Annotated in this window: 14 protein-coding genes, 1 tRNA gene and 1 other RNA gene; 8 read left to right on the forward strand and 8 right to left on the reverse strand. The window is 73.6% G+C overall.

The window, feature by feature from the left end; all coding sequences use genetic code 11:
* Window positions 1-183 precede the first annotated feature (183 nt).
* The 4 genes from ACIRPH_RS29030 to ACIRPH_RS29045 form a co-directional block, all read right to left on the reverse strand.
* Window positions 184-1,242, reverse strand: a complete 1,059-nt coding sequence (locus ACIRPH_RS29030) for an aspartate-semialdehyde dehydrogenase (protein WP_402919967.1) — start codon at window positions 1,240-1,242, stop codon at window positions 184-186.
* Complete coding sequence (locus ACIRPH_RS29035; protein WP_267947302.1) at window positions 1,239-2,510, reverse strand: aspartate kinase; 1,272 nt, start codon at window positions 2,508-2,510, stop codon at window positions 1,239-1,241. Before ACIRPH_RS29035 ends, ACIRPH_RS29030 begins: the two co-directional genes overlap by 4 nt.
* A 181-nt stretch (window positions 2,511-2,691) precedes the next feature.
* A complete protein-coding gene (gene recR / locus ACIRPH_RS29040; RefSeq protein ID WP_267947303.1) occupies window positions 2,692-3,291 on the reverse strand; it encodes a recombination mediator RecR in 600 nt (199 codons plus the stop codon).
* 124 nt (window positions 3,292-3,415) lie between these two features.
* Entirely contained in the window at window positions 3,416-3,763 is a 348-nt protein-coding gene (locus ACIRPH_RS29045) for a YbaB/EbfC family nucleoid-associated protein (RefSeq protein WP_402920224.1), read from the reverse strand.
* Window positions 3,764-4,063: 300 nt separating this feature from the next.
* On the opposite strand from ACIRPH_RS29045, the gene ACIRPH_RS29050 reads away from it, so the two are divergent.
* Window positions 4,064-5,233, forward strand: coding sequence for a methyltransferase domain-containing protein (locus tag ACIRPH_RS29050; RefSeq protein WP_402919969.1), 1,170 nt, complete (start codon window positions 4,064-4,066; stop codon window positions 5,231-5,233).
* A 130-nt stretch (window positions 5,234-5,363) separates the two neighbouring features.
* On the opposite strand, the gene ACIRPH_RS29055 is transcribed toward ACIRPH_RS29050, so the two are convergent.
* Window positions 5,364-5,570: a DUF6243 family protein gene (locus ACIRPH_RS29055; protein WP_402919970.1), complete on the reverse strand. Its 207-nt coding sequence runs from the start codon at window positions 5,568-5,570 to the stop codon at window positions 5,364-5,366.
* 119 nt (window positions 5,571-5,689) lie between these two features.
* Between ACIRPH_RS29055 and ACIRPH_RS29060 the strand changes: the two genes are divergently transcribed.
* A complete protein-coding gene (locus ACIRPH_RS29060) occupies window positions 5,690-6,319 on the forward strand; it encodes a TetR/AcrR family transcriptional regulator (protein ID WP_402919972.1) in 630 nt (209 codons plus the stop codon).
* 224 nt (window positions 6,320-6,543) lie between these two features.
* Here ACIRPH_RS29060 and ACIRPH_RS29065 read toward each other — a convergent pair whose 3' ends face one another.
* Both ACIRPH_RS29065 and ffs read right to left on the reverse strand, forming a co-directional pair.
* Window positions 6,544-8,766, reverse strand: coding sequence for a DNA polymerase III subunit gamma and tau (locus tag ACIRPH_RS29065; protein WP_402919974.1), 2,223 nt, complete (start codon window positions 8,764-8,766; stop codon window positions 6,544-6,546).
* A 106-nt stretch (window positions 8,767-8,872) separates the two neighbouring features.
* Window positions 8,873-8,968: signal recognition particle sRNA small type (ffs, locus tag ACIRPH_RS29070), an RNA gene on the reverse strand.
* Between the two features lie 116 nt (window positions 8,969-9,084).
* On the opposite strand from ffs, the gene ACIRPH_RS29075 reads away from it, so the two are divergent.
* Together ACIRPH_RS29075 and ACIRPH_RS29080 are read left to right on the forward strand one after the other, a co-directional pair.
* Window positions 9,085-10,437 (forward strand): DUF2252 domain-containing protein, encoded by a 1,353-nt coding sequence (locus tag ACIRPH_RS29075; RefSeq protein WP_402919976.1) that lies wholly within the window; start codon window positions 9,085-9,087, stop codon window positions 10,435-10,437.
* A 148-nt stretch (window positions 10,438-10,585) separates the two neighbouring features.
* Window positions 10,586-10,670, forward strand: a tRNA-Ser gene (locus ACIRPH_RS29080).
* A 260-nt stretch (window positions 10,671-10,930) separates the two neighbouring features.
* Here ACIRPH_RS29080 and ACIRPH_RS29085 read toward each other — a convergent pair.
* Window positions 10,931-12,679: a pyruvate dehydrogenase gene (locus ACIRPH_RS29085; RefSeq protein ID WP_402919977.1), complete on the reverse strand. Its 1,749-nt coding sequence runs from the start codon at window positions 12,677-12,679 to the stop codon at window positions 10,931-10,933.
* A gap of 189 nt (window positions 12,680-12,868) precedes the next feature.
* On the opposite strand from ACIRPH_RS29085, the gene ACIRPH_RS29090 reads away from it, so the two are divergent.
* The 4 genes from ACIRPH_RS29090 (at window position 12,869) to ACIRPH_RS29105 (ending at window position 17,420) form a co-directional block, all read left to right on the forward strand.
* A complete protein-coding gene (locus ACIRPH_RS29090; protein WP_402919979.1) occupies window positions 12,869-13,648 on the forward strand; it encodes an SGNH/GDSL hydrolase family protein in 780 nt (259 codons plus the stop codon).
* A 212-nt stretch (window positions 13,649-13,860) separates the two neighbouring features.
* Complete coding sequence (locus ACIRPH_RS29095) at window positions 13,861-15,876, forward strand: FAD-dependent oxidoreductase (protein ID WP_402919981.1); 2,016 nt, start codon at window positions 13,861-13,863, stop codon at window positions 15,874-15,876.
* Window positions 15,877-15,994: 118 nt separating this feature from the next.
* Entirely contained in the window at window positions 15,995-16,852 is an 858-nt protein-coding gene (locus ACIRPH_RS29100) for a Rieske 2Fe-2S domain-containing protein (protein ID WP_402919983.1), read from the forward strand.
* 28 nt (window positions 16,853-16,880) lie between these two features.
* Window positions 16,881-17,420, forward strand: a complete 540-nt coding sequence (locus ACIRPH_RS29105; protein WP_402919985.1) for a PadR family transcriptional regulator — start codon at window positions 16,881-16,883, stop codon at window positions 17,418-17,420.
* The last annotated feature ends 187 nt before the right edge of the window (window positions 17,421-17,607 follow it).

The raw sequence follows: 17,607 nt of genomic DNA on the forward strand, positions 1-17,607 counted from the left end.
ACAATAAACAGCCCATGACCACACGAATGTGGTCAGCACGACACACCCCCGGCCCCCCCCCCCCCCCGCGCCCCCCCCCCCGGGGGGGGGGGGCCCCCCCCCCCCCCCCCCCCCCCCCCCCGGGGGGGGGGCCCCCCCCCCCCCGGGGGGGGCCCCCCCCCCCCCGCCCCCGGATCGATGCCCCTAGGAGGTGAACTCCCGGGCGACGACCTCGGCGATCTGCGCGGTGTTCAGCGCGGCGCCCTTGCGCAGGTTGTCCCCGCACAGGAACAGCTCCAGCGCCTTCGGGTCGTCCAGCGACTGGCGGATCCGGCCCACCCAGGTCGGGTCGGTGCCCACCACGTCGGCCGGGGTCGGGAACTCGCCCTGGGCCGGGTCGTCCAGGACCGCGACGCCCTCGGCGGAACCGAGCAGCTCGCGGGCGGCGTCGGCGGTCACCTCCCGCTCGAAGGTGGCGTGCACGACCAGCGAGTGGGTGGTGATCACGGGGACGCGCACGCAGGTCGCGGAGACCCGGAGGTCCTGGAGGCCCAGGATCTTGCGGGACTCGTTGCGGACCTTCAGCTCCTCCGAGGACCAGCCGCCGTCCTTGAGCGAGCCGGCCCACGGCACCACGTTGTAGGCCAGGGGCGCCGGGAACGGGCCGAGCTCGCCGACGGCGGCGCGGACGTCGCCCGCCCGGTCGCCGAGGCCGCGGTCGGCGCCGGCCTTCGCCATCTGGTCGCGCAGGGTGTCGATGCCCTCCTGGCCCGCACCGGAGGCGGCCTGGTAGGAGGACACGACCAGGCTGGAGACCTGGTAGGCGCGGTGCAGCGCGCCGATGGCCACGATCATCGACAGCGTGGTGCAGTTGGGGTTGCTGATGATGCCGCGCGGACGGTTGGCGACCTGGTCCGCGTTGACCTCGGGCACCACGAGCGGGACGTCGGGGTCCATGCGGAAGGCGCCGGAGTTGTCGACGGCGACCGCGCCGCGGGCGGCGGCGATCGGGGCCCACTCCTTGGACACCTCGTCGGGGACGTCGAACATGGCGACGTCGACACCGTCGAAGACCTCGGGGGCCAGGGCCTGGACCACGACGTCCTCGCCGCGGACCCGCAGGACCTTGCCCGCGCTGCGCGGGGAGGCGACGAGGCGGATCTCGCCCCAGACGTTCTCGCGCTCGGACAGGATGCCGAGCATCACGGTGCCGACCGCTCCGGTGGCGCCGACGACGGCGAGGGTGGGAAGACGGTTGCTCATCGGCCGGTACCTCCGTAGACGACGGCCTCGACCTGGTCTGCGTCGAGCCGGAACTCACTGTGGGCCGCACGGACGGCCTCGTCGACCTGGTCCTCCTCGACGATGACCGAGATGCGGATCTCCGAGGTGGAGATCATCTCGACGTTCGTGCCGGAGGCGGCGATCGCGTCGAAGAAGCGCGCGGTCACGCCGGGGTAGGAGCGCATGCCCGCGCCGATCAGCGAGACCTTGCCGATCTTGTCGTCGTAGCGCAGCGACTCGAAGCCGACCTTCTCCTGGACCTTCTTCAGCGCGGCGACCGCCTCCTTCCCGAAGTCCTTGGGGACCGTGAAGGAGATGTCGGTGCGCGAGGTCGAGACCGCCGACACGTTCTGCACGATCATGTCGATGTTGATCTCGGCGTCGGCCAGGGCCCGGAAGATCGTCGCGGCCTCACCGATCTTGTCGGGCACTCCGACGACGGTGATCTTGGCTTCGCTCCGGTCGTGGGAGACCCCGGAGATGATCGGCTGTTCCATGCCTTCGCTTTCCTCGACTTCCGGGACGACCCAGGTCCCCTGCTTCTGACTGAAAGATGAACGGACGTGCAGGGGCATGTTGTACTGGCGCGCGTACTCGACGCAGCGCAGGTGCAGGATCTTCGTCCCGCACGCCGCCATCTCCAGCATCTCCTCGTAGGAGATCTGGGGGATGCGCCGCGCGGACGGCACGATGCGCGGGTCGGCGGTGAACACACCGTCGACGTCGCTGTAGATCTCGCAGGCGTCGGCCTCCAGCGCGGCGGCAAGCGCCACCGCGGTGGTGTCCGAGCCGCCCCGGCCAAGGGTGGTGATGTCCTTGGTGTCCTGGGACACGCCCTGGAACCCGGCGACGATGCAGATCGCGCCCTCGTCCACGGCCTCCTTGATGCGGCCCGGGGTCACGTCGATGATCTTGGCGTTGCCGTGCAGCGACGTGGTGATGACACCGGCCTGGGAACCGGTGAAGGACCGGGCCTCGAAGCCCAGGTTCTCGATGGCCATGGCGACCAGGGCCATCGACATGCGCTCGCCGGCGGTGAGCAGCATGTCGAGTTCGCGCGCGGGCGGCAGCGGGGACACCTGCTCGGCGAGGTCGATCAGCTCGTCGGTGGTGTCGCCCATGGCCGAGACCACGACGACGACGTCATATCCCGCTTTTTTCTGAGCCACGATCCGTTGGGCTACTCGCTTGATGGCTTCCGCGTCGGATACGGAAGACCCACCGTACTTCTGCACGATTAGGGCCACGATCGATTGCTCCTGAGGAGTTGGGATCAAGACAATGAAATGGAGTGTAGCCAGCGACGCCGTCGTCTACACCGTCCGACCTGGGACGGGAACGCTCGGAGTGCATGACGCACCAGCGCTCGGGCCTACCCGGTGAAACGGAGGTTACTCATATTTCGCCCGGATTACGGCGAAGTGTGAGCTAGAACTCGAGGCTGCGGCGGCCCTCGAAGGCGCGGCCGAGGGTGACCTCGTCGGCGTACTCCAGGTCGCCGCCGACGGGCAGCCCGCTGGCCAGCCGCGTCACCTTCAGACCCATGGGTTTGACCAGCCGCGCCAGATAGGTCGCGGTGGCCTCCCCTTCCAGATTGGGGTCCGTGGCGAGGATCAGCTCGGTGATCTGGCCGTCCGCCAGGCGGACCATCAGGTCCTTGATGCGCAGGTCGTCGGGGCCGACGCCCTCGATCGGGCTGATCGCGCCGCCCAGGACGTGGTAGCGGCCGCGGAACTCGCGGGTGCGCTCGATGGCGACGACGTCCTTGGACTCCTCGACCACGCAGATGACGGCGGTGTCGCGACGGGCGTCACGGCAGATACGGCACTGCTCCTCCTCCGCGACATTGCCGCAGACGGAGCAGAAACGCACCTTCTCCTTGACCTCGACCAGCGCGTTGACCAGGCGCTTGACGTCCGCGTGCTCGGCGGAGAGCAGGTGGAAGGCGATTCGCTGCGCGCTTTTCGGACCGACGCCGGGCAGTCGCCCCAGCTCGTCGATCAGATTCTGCACCGCGCCTTCGTACATCGCCTACCCACCAGGTCGGACCGGATCGGCGGGGCGGTCCGTATCCCCTGACACCACCGTATCCGGCGCGACGACCTCTCGCGTACGCGCCGCGGAGGCCGCCCCGCCCGGCGGCCGCTCCGGGTCAGAGACCGGGGAGGCCGGGCATGCCCCCGGGCATCCCGCCGCCGCCGAGCCCCTGGGTCAGCGGGCCCATCTTCTCCTGCTGGAGCCTTTCCACCTGCGCCTCGGCGTCGCGGATCGCCGCCAGGACCAGGTCCGCGACGGTCTGCGCGCTCTCCTCCGCGTCGCTCGGGTCGATCGCGTCGGCGGAGACCGTGATGTCCTCCACCTGGCCGCGGCCGCTCAGCCTGACCTTGACCAGGCCGCCGCCGGAGCTGCCCTCGACCTCGGCCTCGTCCAGGGCCTGCTGGGCCTCCACGAGCTGCTGCTGCATCTGCTGGGCCTGCTGGAGCAGGGCCTGCATGTCCATTCCGCCAGGGTTCACGGCCGTCTCCTCGCCGCACTCATGGTGCTGGGTCTCGCAGTTGTGTGGCTGTCGCTGTGAGACTAACCGGTCGTCAGGGAACATGCTGGACCGACCCGGGGCGGCCCTGCGGCCGGGCGGGCGACGCCGAGTCGACTCTCCGGGAGGCGCCCCGACCCGCGGTCAGCGCGAAGAGTAGCGGTAATATCACTTTCGGTCGAGAAGATGTCCCGCGGGGCTCGGCCGTCCCGGTGGAGCCCGCGGGCGCCGCCGGCATCACGACAGCCACGGGGGACTGAGGACGTGTTGACCGCCAGTGAACGCCACTCGGCACTGATCGAGGCGATGATCGCGGACGGCACACTGACCGACGCCGCCCTGATCCACGCCTTCCGATCGGTTCCGCGCCACCGGTTCATCCCCGGGACCGGCGCGCTGACCGCGCGCGGAGGCGTGCTCGACGCCACCAGCGACCCGGAGCGCTGGCTGGCCGCCGTCTACGCCGACAACGCCATCGTCACCCAGGTGGACGAGTCGGAGGTCCCCCGGGTCCGTGAGGCGCCCGCGCCGCGCGAGCCCGAGCCGGCCCCCGCGCCGGAGCCGGCCTCGGCCTCCTCCAGCGCGGCCCCCACGGTCCTCGCCCGCATGCTGGAGCTCGCCGGCCTCGCCGCCGGGAACACCGTGCTGGAGATCGGCACGGGGACCGGCTGGAACACCGCGCTGCTGGCCCACCGGCTGGGCGACGGAGCCGTCACCTCCGTGGAGATCGACCCCCGCCTGGCCGGGACCGCGCGCGGGGCCCTGCGCGCGGAGGGCCTCTCCCCCGCCGTCCACGTGGCCGACGGGTACGGGGGATACGCCCCGGGCGCCCCCTACGACAGGATCGTCTCCACCTGCGGGGTGCGGCGGCTCCCGCCCGCCTGGCTCGACCAGGTGCGGCCCGGCGGGCTGGTGGTGTGCCCGTGGGGGCTGCTGGAGGGGGCCGGGGTGCTCGCCCGTGCGGAGTGCCCGGGCGACGGGACCGCCCTGGCGAGCTTCCACGGCGGCGTGGGGTTCGTCCCGCTGCGCACGCCGGACCCGGCGGCCCCGCCGGCGCGCGACTCCGGGCAGCAGCCGGACGAGTACCGGCTCACGCAGACCGACCCCCTGGCCCCGCTCATGGCCTTCGCCACCGCGTTCGCCCTGTCGGTGATGGTGCCCGACTGGCGGGTGCGGCGGCGGTGGATCGGGACGGGCTCGGGCGTGTGGGTGTGCGACCGGGAGGGCGGATCGTGGGTGAGGGTCTACCCCTACGGAACGTCGTGGATGATCGAGCAGGGCGGCCCGAGGAGCATCTGGGACGAGTTCGAGGAGGCCCTGGCCCTGTGGGGAGAGCTGGGCGAGCCCGAACCGGACCGGTTCGGGCTGTCGGTGTCCGGCGACGGGACGCACCGGGTGTGGCTGGACTCGGCGGACGGCCGCGCCTGGGACGTGTGAGGTCGTCCGGGCCTCCCGGCGGCGCCCGGCCGGACGGGGGCCCGGGACCGCCGGGGCCGCGGGAACGGGCCCCGCGGTCGGGAACGCCGACGGCCCCCGACCGTCTCCGGTGGGGGCCGCCGCCGTGCGTTCACGCCTTTCCTTCGGTGTCCTCGGACTCCTCGGAACTCCCGGGCGCGTTCTTCTCGCGGAGCTTGCGCAGCAGTTCCTGCTTGCGCTCCCGGGCCTCGGCGCTGGGTCCGCCCTTGCCCCCGCCGGGGCCTCCGCGCATCGCGGAGCGGGAGACCGTGGTGCGCTGTCCGCCCATACCGAGAAGGTTGTCACTGTTCTTGGACACGCGGACCTCCTTTCGCTTGGAGCGAGACGTGGCGTCTCGCCAGAGGTGATCCTGCCTCTGTAGGGTATCCGCGTCAAGACGATACGTCTCGTCATTTTTGAGCGGTTAACGTGGCAGGTATGGCTGAGAGCACCCCGTCGGAAGTCTCCCGGACACCCCGGCGCGGCCCGGACCCCCGCCGCCGCAGCGAACGGGCGCGACGCGCCGTCCTGCGCGCCGCGTCGGAGCTGCTGGGCGAGGTCGGGTACGCCAAGGTGACCGTCGAGGCGATCGCCGCGCGGGCCGGTGTGGGCAAGCAGACCATCTACCGCTGGTGGCCCTCCAAGGCCGCCGTGGTGTTCGACGTCTTCACGGCGCTGACCGGCGGCACGGCCGGCGACCCCCTGCCCGACACCGGCGACCTGGCCGCCGACCTGAGGACCGTGCTCCGCGCCGTCGTCGACGAGTTCAACGACCCCGGGATGGACCGGACCACCCGCGCGTTCACGACCGAGCTCCAGAACGACCCCGTGTTCGCCGAGGCCGTCAACGAGCGCCTGCTCCGCCCCAACACGGAGGCGTTCAAGGACCGGCTGCGCGCCGGACGCGACGCGGGCCAGCTCGCCCCCGGGGCCGACCTCGACATCGTCACCGAGCTGCTCACCGGGCCGCTCCACCACCGCTGGCTGATGCGCACCGGGCCGCTGACCCACGCGTACGCGGACGAGCTCGTGGAGACGGTCCTGGCGGCCGTGGGGCCCCGGGACTGACCGCGTCGGGCGGGGGCGGGGCCCCCGTGCCCGGCGCGGGCTCCGGGGCCGACCGGGAGTCTCCGCCCGGCACGCCGGCGCGGTGACCGAAACGGTTCTCCCGTCCCGCACCTCACGTCACGCCGGCAACGCTTTCGGCCTGTCCCGGGGCATGTCCGGCGAGGCGGGTGCCCGCGCCCGGCGAGGCGGGTGCCCGCGCCCGGCGAGGCGGGTGCCCGCCGAACCTAGAAGGGCGCGTCCGTGTCGGCCCCGTGCTCGATCTCCTCGATCACGCGGCCGCCCAGCTCCGTCTCGATGAGCGACGTTCCGCCCGTGCCGGGGGCCGGGCCCCCCGCGGAAGCCTGCCCCCCGGCCGCGGGCGACGGTCCGCCCGAGGGCGCCGGGGCCGGACGCTGCGCACCGCCCGGGGCCGGAGCGGACCCCGGGGAAGGCGGGGCCTCCTGCCGCCCGGTCCCGGAGGCGGGGGCCGTCCGGGGCTGCGACCGGCCGGCGGACGGGTCGTCGTACTCCGGCGGCGGGGACGCGGCCGCGTCCTCGTAGGGGTCCGGCGGCGGCTCGTCCAGACCGGTGACGATCCGGTCCGGCGGCGGGCCCGCGGGCCGGCCCGCGGCCTCCGGCTCCGGGGCGGCGGGCGGGGGTGCGGGATCGGCGGGCCGTGCCGGGGCGGGGGCGTCCCACCCGGAGGGCTCGGCCGGGCGCGCGGGCTCGGGGCGCCGTGCGGGCGCCGCGGCCGACGCGGCGCTGCCCGCCGCGGCGACCCGCACCTCGATGCCGAGCACCTGCCGGATCGCGTTGGCGACCACCTGGTCGCTGCCGCTGTTGCTGAAGCCCTTGGCCTCGCTGGGACGGGAGAAGCCGAGCAGGACGGCGTTGCCCTCGACCCCCACCGGCCGGACCTCGCCGCCGGAGAGCACCATCCAGGTGAACCGGCGCAGCCCCTTGACCGCCTCCAGGATCTGGCTCCACGACCCCTGGACGCGTCCCAGGTCCAGGGCTCCGCCCCCGCCTGACGGGGCGGCGGGGGCCGGCGGGGCGTGACGGGTGGGTTCGGGCGTGCTCGGACGGGCCGGGGCGTCCCAGCCCGCCGGCTCGGCGGCGCGCTCGGGGGCGGGGGCCGCGGGGGCCGGCTGCGGGGCGGCCGGGGCCCTGGAGGGCCGGGCGGCGGGGGCCTCGGCGGCCCGCACCGGCTCGGGTGCCGGGGCCGCCGGTGCCGGTGCCGCGGGGGCCTGGGCCGCGGGTGCCTGGGCCGCGGACCGGACCGGTGCGGCGGGCGCGACGGCGCCCGAGGCGATCCGGCGCTCCATCTGCTCCAGGCGTGCCAGCAGCGCCGCGCCCTGGCCGCCGTCGGTGCCGGGCAGGAGCACCCGCGAGCACATGAGTTCGAGCAGCAGGCGGGGCGCGGTGGCTCCGCGCATCTCGGTCAGGCCCTGGTTGAGGATGTCGGCGGCCCGGGTCAGCTCGGCGGGCCCCATCCGGGCGGCCTGCCCCCTCATCTGCTCCGCCGCCTCGTCGGCCACGTTGACCAGGCCCTTGTCCAGGGCGTCCGGCACGGCGGCCAGGACGACTAGGTCGCGGAAGCGCTCCAGCAGGTCCGTGGTGAACCGGCGCGGGTCGTGCCCGCCCTCGACCACGCGGTCGATCAGCCCGAACACGGCGGCGCCGTCGCGGGCGCCGAGCGCGTCGACCATCTCTCCCAGCAGGCTGGAGTCGGTGTAGCCCAGCAGGGAGACGGCGCCCTCACGGGTGATGCCGTCCTCGCCCGAACCGGCGATGAGCTGGTCGAGCACCGACAGCCCGTCACGCGCGGAGCCGGCGCCCGCCCTGACCACCAGCGGCAGCGCGGCGGGGTCGTAGGAGATCCCCTCCTCCTTGAGGAGGTCCTCGAAGAGCTCCCGGAGCGTGCTCGGCGGGATGAGCCGGAACGGGTAGTGGTGCGTCCGCGAGCGGATCGTGCCGATGACCTTCTCGGGCTCGGTGGTCGCGAACACGAACTTGAGGTGCGGGGGCGGTTCCTCCACCAGTTTGAGGAGCGCGTTGAAACCCTCGCGGGTCACCATGTGCGCCTCGTCGATGATGTAGATCTTGAAGCGCGAGTTGACCGGCGAGAAGAAGGCGCGCTCGCGCAGGTCGCGGGCGTCGTCCACACCGCCGTGGGAGGCGGCGTCGATCTCGATGACGTCGATGCTGCCGCCGCCGTCGGGGGCCAGCGCCACACACGAGTCGCAGGTCCCGCACGGGTCCGGGGTGGGCCCCTCGGCGCAGTTCAGCGAACGGGCGAGGATGCGCGCGCTGGTCGTCTTGCCGCAGCCGCGCGGCCCGCTGAACAGGTAGGCGTGGTTGATGCGACCGCTGCGCAACGCCTGGCGGAGCGGGTCGGTCACGTGTTCCTGGCCCCGCACCTCACCGAACGTCGCGGGGCGGTACTTGCGGTACAGCGCGATGCTCACGGTGTGCTCACTCCCCTGGTCCCTGCCACCTGTCCATTCAACCCGCTGGCAGTGACAGCTCGCACCGGATCGAGGAACCGGGAGGGTCCGACCGGGCCCGAGAAACAGAAAGGACCCCCCGCGCACCCGCCAGAGCCCATTTATCCTTGCTGCCTTCCGGCCCTGGGGAGGTTCATGGGGTGACGCCGCACGAGGGGTCTGCCCCGAGTGTATCCGACCTCCCGACCGCTCTGGCAACCCCGCGCACCCGCCCCCTCGGGGCGCCCCGCGGCGCCCGGGCACCGGCACGCATGGCCACGACGGCCCCGCGGGGCCATCATGGACGGCATGTTCGACCCCCTGGAAACCACCGACCACTCCTCCGAGCGGCAAGACCTCATCGTGGCCACGCTGGAGAACGCCTTCTCCGACCTGATGTCCACGGCCCCGGCCGCGTTCCGTGCCAAGTTCCGCAAGATGGCCGCCAGCCCCTTCGCGTTCTACCGGGGCAGCGCCTCGCTCTTCTACTCCGACGTGGCGTCGATGGAGGACCCCTGGGCGGACGACCGCACCTCGCGTGTGTGGATCCAGGGCGACCTGCACGCCGAGAACTTCGGCACCTACATGGACTCGACCGGGCGCCTGGTCTTCGACGTCAACGACTTCGACGAGGCCTACCTCGGCCACTTCACGTGGGACGTGCTCCGGTTCGTCTCCAGCATCGCCCTGATGGGGTGGCAGAAGGCCCTGTCCGACGAGGACATCGGCGCGATCGTGCCGTGCTACGTCGACGCCTACGTGTCCCAGGTCCGCCAGTTCGCGACGCGGGGCGGCGACTCCGGTTTCTCCCTCAAGCTGGACAACACCGACGGCACGGTCCACGACGTGCTCCAGCGCGCCCGCCTCCGCAGCCGCGCCGCCATGCTGGCGTCCATGACCGACAGGGACGGCTACAACCGCCGGTTCCGCGAGGGGCCGCGGGTGCGCCGGCTGGAGGACGGCGAGCGCGACAAGGTTCTCGCCGCCTACCACGACTACCTGGGGACCATCCCGGACGACCGGCGGTTCGCCTCGCTGGACTACGGGGTCAAGGACGTGGTGGGCAGCGGCGGCTTCGGGATCGGCTCCGCGGGCCTCCCCGCCTACAGCGTGCTCATCGAGGGCCGGTCCGAGGCGTGGGACAACGACATCGTCCTGTCCGTCAAGCAGGGGAACGTGGCCGCGCCGTCCCGGGTGGTGACGGACCGGCGCATCATGGAGGCCTTCGAGCACCACGGGCACCGCACCGCCGTGTCCCAGCGCGCGCTCCAGGCCCACGCCGACCCGCTGCTGGGGCACACCGAGATCGACGGCGTGGGCTTCGTGGTGAGCGAGGTGTCCCCGTACACGAACGACCTGGACTGGGACGGGCTCACCGAGCCCGAGGAGGTCGTACCGGTACTGGACTACCTGGGCCGCGCCACCGCCAAGGCGCACTGCGTGTCCGACTCGCACGCGGACGCGACCCTGGTGTCGTGGGAGACCGAGGAGGCGCTCATGACGGTGCTCGACGGCCGCGAGGCGGAGTTCGCCGAGTGGTGCGTGCGCTTCGCCCACCGCTACGCGGCCCAGGCCCGGGCGGACCACTCGCTGTTCGTGGACGCGTTCCGCAACAACGCCATCGAGGGGGTGCGGTCCAGCCGGGCCGGCTGAGCCGCCGGGCGGCCGGGCGGCCGTACCGGGCCGGGAGGGGTCCGCGCGACGGCCCCCGACCGCCCGGCGGGGCCCTCCCGGCGGCCCTCGGGGAGGGCCCCGGGGAACCCGTTCGGACCACCCCCCTCCGGCGTGTAGAGTTGTGCGCGGAGGATTCGCCTAGTGGCCTAGGGCGCACGCTTGGAAAGCGTGTTGGGTGCAAGCCCTCAGGGGTTCGAATCCCCTATCCTCCGCGAGCGGCCCGTGGTGGTCGACGACCTTCGGTCGTCCTCCCCACGGGCCGGAGTGTTTCCCAGGGGGACGACCCCCTGGAACCCCTGAAAGCCAGCTGCCGAGACGAAGGCCCCGACCGGACACCGGTCGGGGCCTTCGCCGTTCACGGCCCCGGGCGGCCGTTTCCGGGCCGCTCCCCCCGCCCGGCCCCGCCCCCTCCCGGGCGTCGCGCCCCGGCGGACGCCCCTCCCCGCGGACGGGCGCGGCCTCCTCCGCTCCCCTACGGCCGGGGGATGTTGCGCAGGTTGGAGCGGGCCATGTCCACCATCGCCCCCACCCCTCCCCGGAGCACCGTCCGTCCTGCGGACAGGGCGAAGCCCGCCACCTGGTCGGCGGTGATGCGGGAGGGGATGGAGAGTGCGTTGGGGTCGGTGACGACGTCCACCAGCACCGGTCCGGGGTCCGCCAGGGCCTCCCGGAGCGCCTCGCGGACCCGGTCGGGGCTCTCCACCCGCAGGGCGCGCATGCCGATCGCCCCGGCGACGGCCGCGTAGTCCACGCGCGGGTGGTCGGTCTGGTAGGAGGGCATCCCGTCCACCATCATCTCCAGCTTCACCATGCCGAGCGAGGAGTTGTCGAACACGACCGTGGTGATCGGCAGGTCGTGCTGGTGGACGGTGATCAGCTCGCCCAGCAGCATGCTCAGCCCTCCGTCGCCGGACAGCGAGACGACCTTCCGGTCGGGCGCCGCGTAGGCCGCGCCGATCGCGTGCGGCAGGGCGTTGGCCATGGTGCCGTGCGTGAACGAGCCGATCACCCGGCGGCGGCCGTTCGGGGTCAGGTAGCGGGCCGCCCACACGTTGTTCATGCCCGTGTCGACGGTGAACACGGTGTCCCCGTCGGCCTCCTCGTCGAGGATCCGCGCCACGTACTCGGGGTGGACGGGCGTGTGGTGCTCGATGTCCCTCGTGTACGCGTCCACCACCTTGGTCAGCGCGCGTTCGTGGCGGGCCAGCATGTCGTGGAGGAACCGGGTGGCGGAGGCGTCCGTGCGCTCCCCGACGAGCGGCCTCACGGCGCGCAGGGTCGCCGCGACGTCCCCGTGCACCGCCAGCCGGAGCGGCACGCGGCGGCCGAGGCGGCGCGGGTCGTGGTCGACCTGGACGACGTTCTTCCTGGGCAGGAAGTCGTCGTAGGGGAAGTCGCACCCGAGCATCAGCACCAGGTCGGCGCCGTGCAGGGCCTCGAAGCAGGCGCCGTAGCCGAGCAGGCCGATCATGCCGACGTCGTACGGGTTGTCGTACTGGATCCACTCCTTGCCGCGCAGGGTGTGCCCGACCGGGGCGTGCACCCGCCCGGCCAGGGCCATCACCTCGTCGTGCGCCTCCCGGACCCCGGCGCCGCAGAACAGGGCGACCTTGTCGGCGGCGTTGACCAGCTCGGCCAGGGCGCGCACGTCGTCCTCGGCGGGCCAGGCGGTGGCGCGTCCCGCGCCCACCGGGCTGGTGTCGGCGGGGCCCACGGCCTTGCGCCCGGCGATGTCCCCGGGCAGGACGAGGACCGCCGCGCCGGGGGTGCCGAGGGCGTGCTGGACGGCGATCCGGGCCAGGCGCGGCATCTGCTCGGCCTCGGAGACGAGTTCGCGGAACTCGGTGACGTCCGCGAACAGCCGCTCGGGGTGGGTCTCCTGGAAGTAGCCGGTGCCGATCTGGCGCGAGGGGATGTGGGAGGCGATGGCCAGGACGGGGGCTCCGCTGCGCTGGGCGTCGTACAGGCCCTGCACGAGGTGGGTGTTGCCGGGGCCGCACGACCCGGCGCAGACGGCGAGCCGCCCGTCGATCTGCGCCTGGGCCGAGGCGGCGAACGCCGCCGCCTCCTCGTTGCGCACGTGGATCCATTCGATGCCGTCGGTCTCGCGGACGGCGTCGACGACCGGGTTGAGGCTGTCGCCGACGACCCCGTAGATCCGGGTCACCCCGGCGGCGACCAACGTCCGGACGAGCTGTTCGGCGACGGTGTTCCTGGCCACGTTGGTTCCTCCTGGGCGCGTCATCGCAGGTCCGGGGTGCCGCGGGGGCGCCCCGGTCCACGCTAGGAGCAGGGACCGGCGCCGTGCCTGACCGCCACGCGCCTCCGTCCGCCTACACCTACTCCCCTAAATGATTAGTCATCGAATGGAGTAGCCTTCCGGTGCTGTCCACGAGGATGAGGAGAGGGCATGGAGCTCGACGGGAACCTGCGCTACGTGGCGCTGGGCGACAGCCACACCGAGGGGGTCGGGGACGGCGACGACGAGACCGGGCTCCGGGGCTGGGCGGACCGCCTCGCCGACCGCCTGGCCGCCACCGGCGCGCGGGTGGAGTACGCCAACCTCGCGGTCCGGGGGCGGCTGGCCCGCCAGGTGCGCGAGGAGCAGCTGGCCCCCGCCCTGGAGATGCGTCCGGACGTGGCGACCGTGTTCGCCGGGGTCAACGACGTGATCCGGTCCGGGTACGACGCCGGGGCGGTGATCGGCCACATGGAGGCGATGTTCGCCGAGCTGACCGCGTCGGGGGCCCGGGTGGCGACCCTGACCTTCCCCGACATCGCCAGGATCGCGCCGCTGACCAGGCCCCTGCTGCCCAGGGTGCTGGACTTCAACGACCGCCTGCGCGCCGCGGCCGGGCGGCACGGCGTCGTCGTGGCCGACGTCGCCGCGCACGAGGTGTCCGCGGACCGGCGCCTGTGGGCCACCGACCGCCTGCACTGCACGCCTCTGGGGCACGACCGGATCGCCGGCGCGCTGGCCTCCGCGCTGACGCTCCCCGGCGCCGACGGGTCGTGGGCGGACGCCCTGCCCCGGATGCCCGAGCGGAGCGCGCTGCTCGCGGTGGCGGAGGAGGTCCGCTGGCTGGGGACGTTCCTCGGCCCGTGGATCCTCCGGCGCCTGCGCGGCCGCTCCTCGGGCGACGGCCGCGCGGCCAAGCGCCCCGCGCTCCTGCCGGTGGAGCCCGTCTGAGCCGTCCGCCCGGCGTCCGCGTGGCCCCGGGCGCGCGTGGGCGCCGTGGCCTCCGGGCCGTGCCGCGACGCCGCTCCGGCCGTCCCCCCGGGCGCGCGTCCACGTCGTCCACGGCCGTCTCCGGGGCACGGCGCGAGTCATTTTGCAACTTGTTGCATAATGAAGTCGAGGTCGGCCGGACACCGACCGGGCCACCGCGCGAGGAGACGAGCATGAGCGACTACCCCCACCTTCTGGAACCCCTGGACCTGGGCTTCACCACCCTCCCCAACCGCGTGATCATGGGTTCCATGCACCTCGGCCTGGAGGAGGCGCCCCAGGGGTTCGAGCGGATGGCCGCCTTCTACGCCGAGCGTGCCCGCGGCGGCGTCGGCCTCATCGTCACCGGCGGCATCGCGCCCAACCCCGAGGGCGCCACCTACACCGGCGCGGCCAAGCTCACCACCGAGGCCGAGGCCGCCGAACACCGCGTGATCACCGACGCCGTGCACCGCGAGGGCGGCCGGATCGCCATGCAGATCCTGCACACGGGCCGGTACGCCTTCAGCGAGCAGTCCGTCGCGCCCAGCGCGATCCGGGCCCCCATCAGCGCGTTCACCCCCCGTGCCCTGACCGGCGAGGAGGTCGAGCAGACCATCGAGGACTTCGCGCGCGCGGCGGAACTCGCCCGGCTCGCCGGATACGACGGCGTCGAGGTGATGGGCTCCGAGGGCTACCTCGTCAACCAGTTCATCGCCTCCGCGACGAACCGCCGGGAGGACCGCTGGGGCGGCTCCTACGAGAACAGGATGCGCTTCCCCGTCGAGATCGTGCGACGCGTCCGCGAGCGCGTCGGCGACGACTTCATCCTCGTCTACCGGCTCTCCATGCTCGACCTGGTGCCCGGCGGCTCCACGTTCGACGAGGTCGTCCGGCTCGCCAAGGCGGTCGAGGAGGCCGGCGCGACCATCATCAACACCGGCATCGGCTGGCACGAGGCGCGCATCCCCACCATCGCCACGTCCGTGCCGCGGGGCGCCTACAGCTGGGTGACCCGCAAGCTGATGGGCGAGGTCTCCGTCCCGCTGGTGGCGGTCAACCGCATCAACACCCCGGAGGTCGCCGAGGCCGTCATCGCCGGGGGCGACGCCGACATGGTCTCCCTGGCCCGGCCGTTCCTCGCCGACCCGGACTTCGTCGCGAAGGCGGCCGCCGGGACCCCCGAGGAGATCAACACCTGCATCGGCTGCAACCAGGCCTGCCTCGACCACACCTTCAGCCTCAAGGTCTCCTCCTGCCTCGTGAACCCGCGTGCCTGCCACGAGACCGAACTGGTGCTCTCCCCCACCAGGAACCGCAAGCGCGTGGCCGTCGTCGGCGCCGGCCCCGCCGGACTCGCCTTCTCCGTGTCCGCCGCCGGGATCGGCCACGAGGTCACCCTGTTCGACGCGGCCGAGGAGATCGGCGGCCAGCTCCGCATGGCCCGCCGCGTGCCCGGCAAGGAGGAGTTCGACGAGACCCTGCGCTACTTCCGGGTGCAGCTGGACAAGCACGGCGTGGACGTGCGGCTGGGGACCACCGTGACCGCCGCCGACCTGACCGGCTTCGACGACGTCGTGGTGGCCACCGGGGTCGTCCCGCGCACGCCGGAGATCCCCGGCGTCGACCACCCCAAGGTGGTCGGCTACGCGGACGTCCTGCGGGGGAACGCGGACGTGGGCGCGCGGGTCGCGATCATCGGCGCGGGCGGCATCGGCTTCGACGTCGCCGAGTTCCTGACCGACGGCGGCGAGGGCGCGAGCCTGGACCCCGACGTGTTCTTCCGCCAGTGGGGCGTGGACACCGGCCACACCGCGGCCGGCGGGCTCCGGACCCCCGAGCGCCAGGCCCCGCCGCGCACCGTGCACCTGCTCCAGCGCAAGGCGGACAAGGTCGGCGCGGGCCTCGGGAAGACCACCGGGTGGATCCACCGCCTGGAGCTGCGCCACCGGGGTGTGGAGATGATCGCCGGCGTCTCCTACGACCGGATCGACGACGAGGGCCTGCACCTGACCGTCGGGGACGACAAGACCGTGCTCGACGTGGACACGGTGGTGCTCTGCGCCGGCCAGGAGCCGCGCCGCGACCTCGCCGACGAGCTGGCGGCGGAGGGGCTCAGGGTGCACGTCATCGGCGGTGCGGACGTCGCCGCCGAGCTGGACGCCAAGAGGGCCGTCGACCAGGGCACCAGGCTGGCCGCCGCGCTGTAGCCGGGGCCGGGCCCGGGGCGCCCGCACCCGGGTCCGGACAGGGGAAAATCCGGTTCAAGCTCTCCCCCGGCCCCCGGAACGGCGAGTGAACCCGGGGGCCCGGGGTAGCCGTTCCACCATGAGGCTTGGCGAAGACGTGCGCAAGATCGAACGGAACGACGGACTCGACCCCGCGGTCTCCCTGCTCGGACGGGTGGCGGAACGCATCCCCCGCGGACGGGCGCGCGACCTGCTGAACGGTGTGCAGCTCGGGCACCCGGTCCACCCGATCCTGGTCCAGCTGCCCATCGGCGCCTGGATGTCGGCGGTCCTGCTCGACCTCCTGCCGGGGGACCACCGCCGGAGCGCCCACGCGCTCGTGAACACCGGACTGCTGGCCACCCTGCCCGCGGTGGCGAGCGGGCTCGCCGACTGGTCGCAGCAGCACGGGAGACAGCAGCGCGTGGGCGTGGTCCACGCCGCGTCGAACGCCGCGGGGAGCCTGCTGTTCGCCTCCTCCTCGCTCGCCCGGGCTCGGGACCGACGGGGCTGGGGGAAGGTCCTGGCCCTGGCGGGCATGGGGGCGGTCGCCCTCGGCGGCTCCCTCGGGGGGCACATCGCCTACTACCGGGCGGGCGGCGCCAACAGCGCGGACCACCTGAACGACCTGGCGCCCGACGGCTGGCACGACCTCGGCCCGCTCGACGGGTTCGGCGAGGGGGAGCCCGTGCGCGCCGCGCTGGGCGACGTGCCGGTCGTGGTGGTCCGGACGGGGGACGCCGTGCGGGCGGTGCTGGGAACGTGCACGCACATGGGGGCCCCGCTCGCGGACGGCTCCGTCGTGAACGGGTGCCTGCGCTGCCCCTGGCACGGGAGCGAGTTCGACATGGACGACGGGTCGGTCGTCCACGGTCCGGCGACCGCCGGGCTGGAGACCCTGGAGACGTCCGTCACCGGCGGGACCGTGCGGGTCCGCCACCGTCCGCCCGACGCCTGACGGCCCCGGGCCTTCCTAGAATGCGCTCATGTCCCTGCCCCACGCGATCCTGACCGCCCTGCTCGAGAAGCCGTCCTCCGGACTGGAGCTGACCCGCCGCTTCGACCGCTCGATCGGGTACTTCTGGTCGGCGACCCACCAGCAGATCTACCGGGAGCTGGGCAAGCTCGAGAAGGCGGGGCTGATCAGGGCCCTGGACGGCGAGGGGCCCACCCGGGGGCAGAGGAAGGAGTACGAGGTCCTGCCCTCGGGCCGGGAGGAGCTGGAGCGGTGGGTCGGCGTGCGCGAGGACCCGCGCGCGCCCCGCGACCCCCTGCTGCTGCGCCTGCGGGCGACGGGCGTCGTGGGGGTCGGCGGGGACATGGTGGACGAGCTGCGCCGCCACCGCGCGCTGCACCGGGAGCGGCTGGCCGAGTACCGGGAGTTCGAGAAGCGCGACGCGGCCCGCGGCCACGGGACCGAACGGGACCGCGTGCAGCGCCTGGTCCTCCAGGGCGGGATCGAGCTGGAGCTCTTCTGGCTCACCTGGCTCGACCGGGCCCTCGCCGACCTGGAGGGCGCCGGCTGAGCCGCGTCCGCGGCGGGAGCCCCGGCGCCGGTCGGCCGCACCGTCGCGGCCGTCCCCGGCCCGACCGGGGCCGCGGCCCGGCCCCGGTCGGGGCGGGGCGGGGTACGGAGGCGGAGCGGGGTAGGCCCGGCGGAGCGGTGAGCGGTGGCGGAGCCGGGTACGTGCGCGGCTCCGCCACCGCTCACCG

The organism is Nocardiopsis sp. NPDC101807 (assembly GCF_044766605.1).
GTDB classification, from domain to species: domain Bacteria; phylum Actinomycetota; class Actinomycetes; order Streptosporangiales; family Streptosporangiaceae; genus Nocardiopsis; species Nocardiopsis tropica.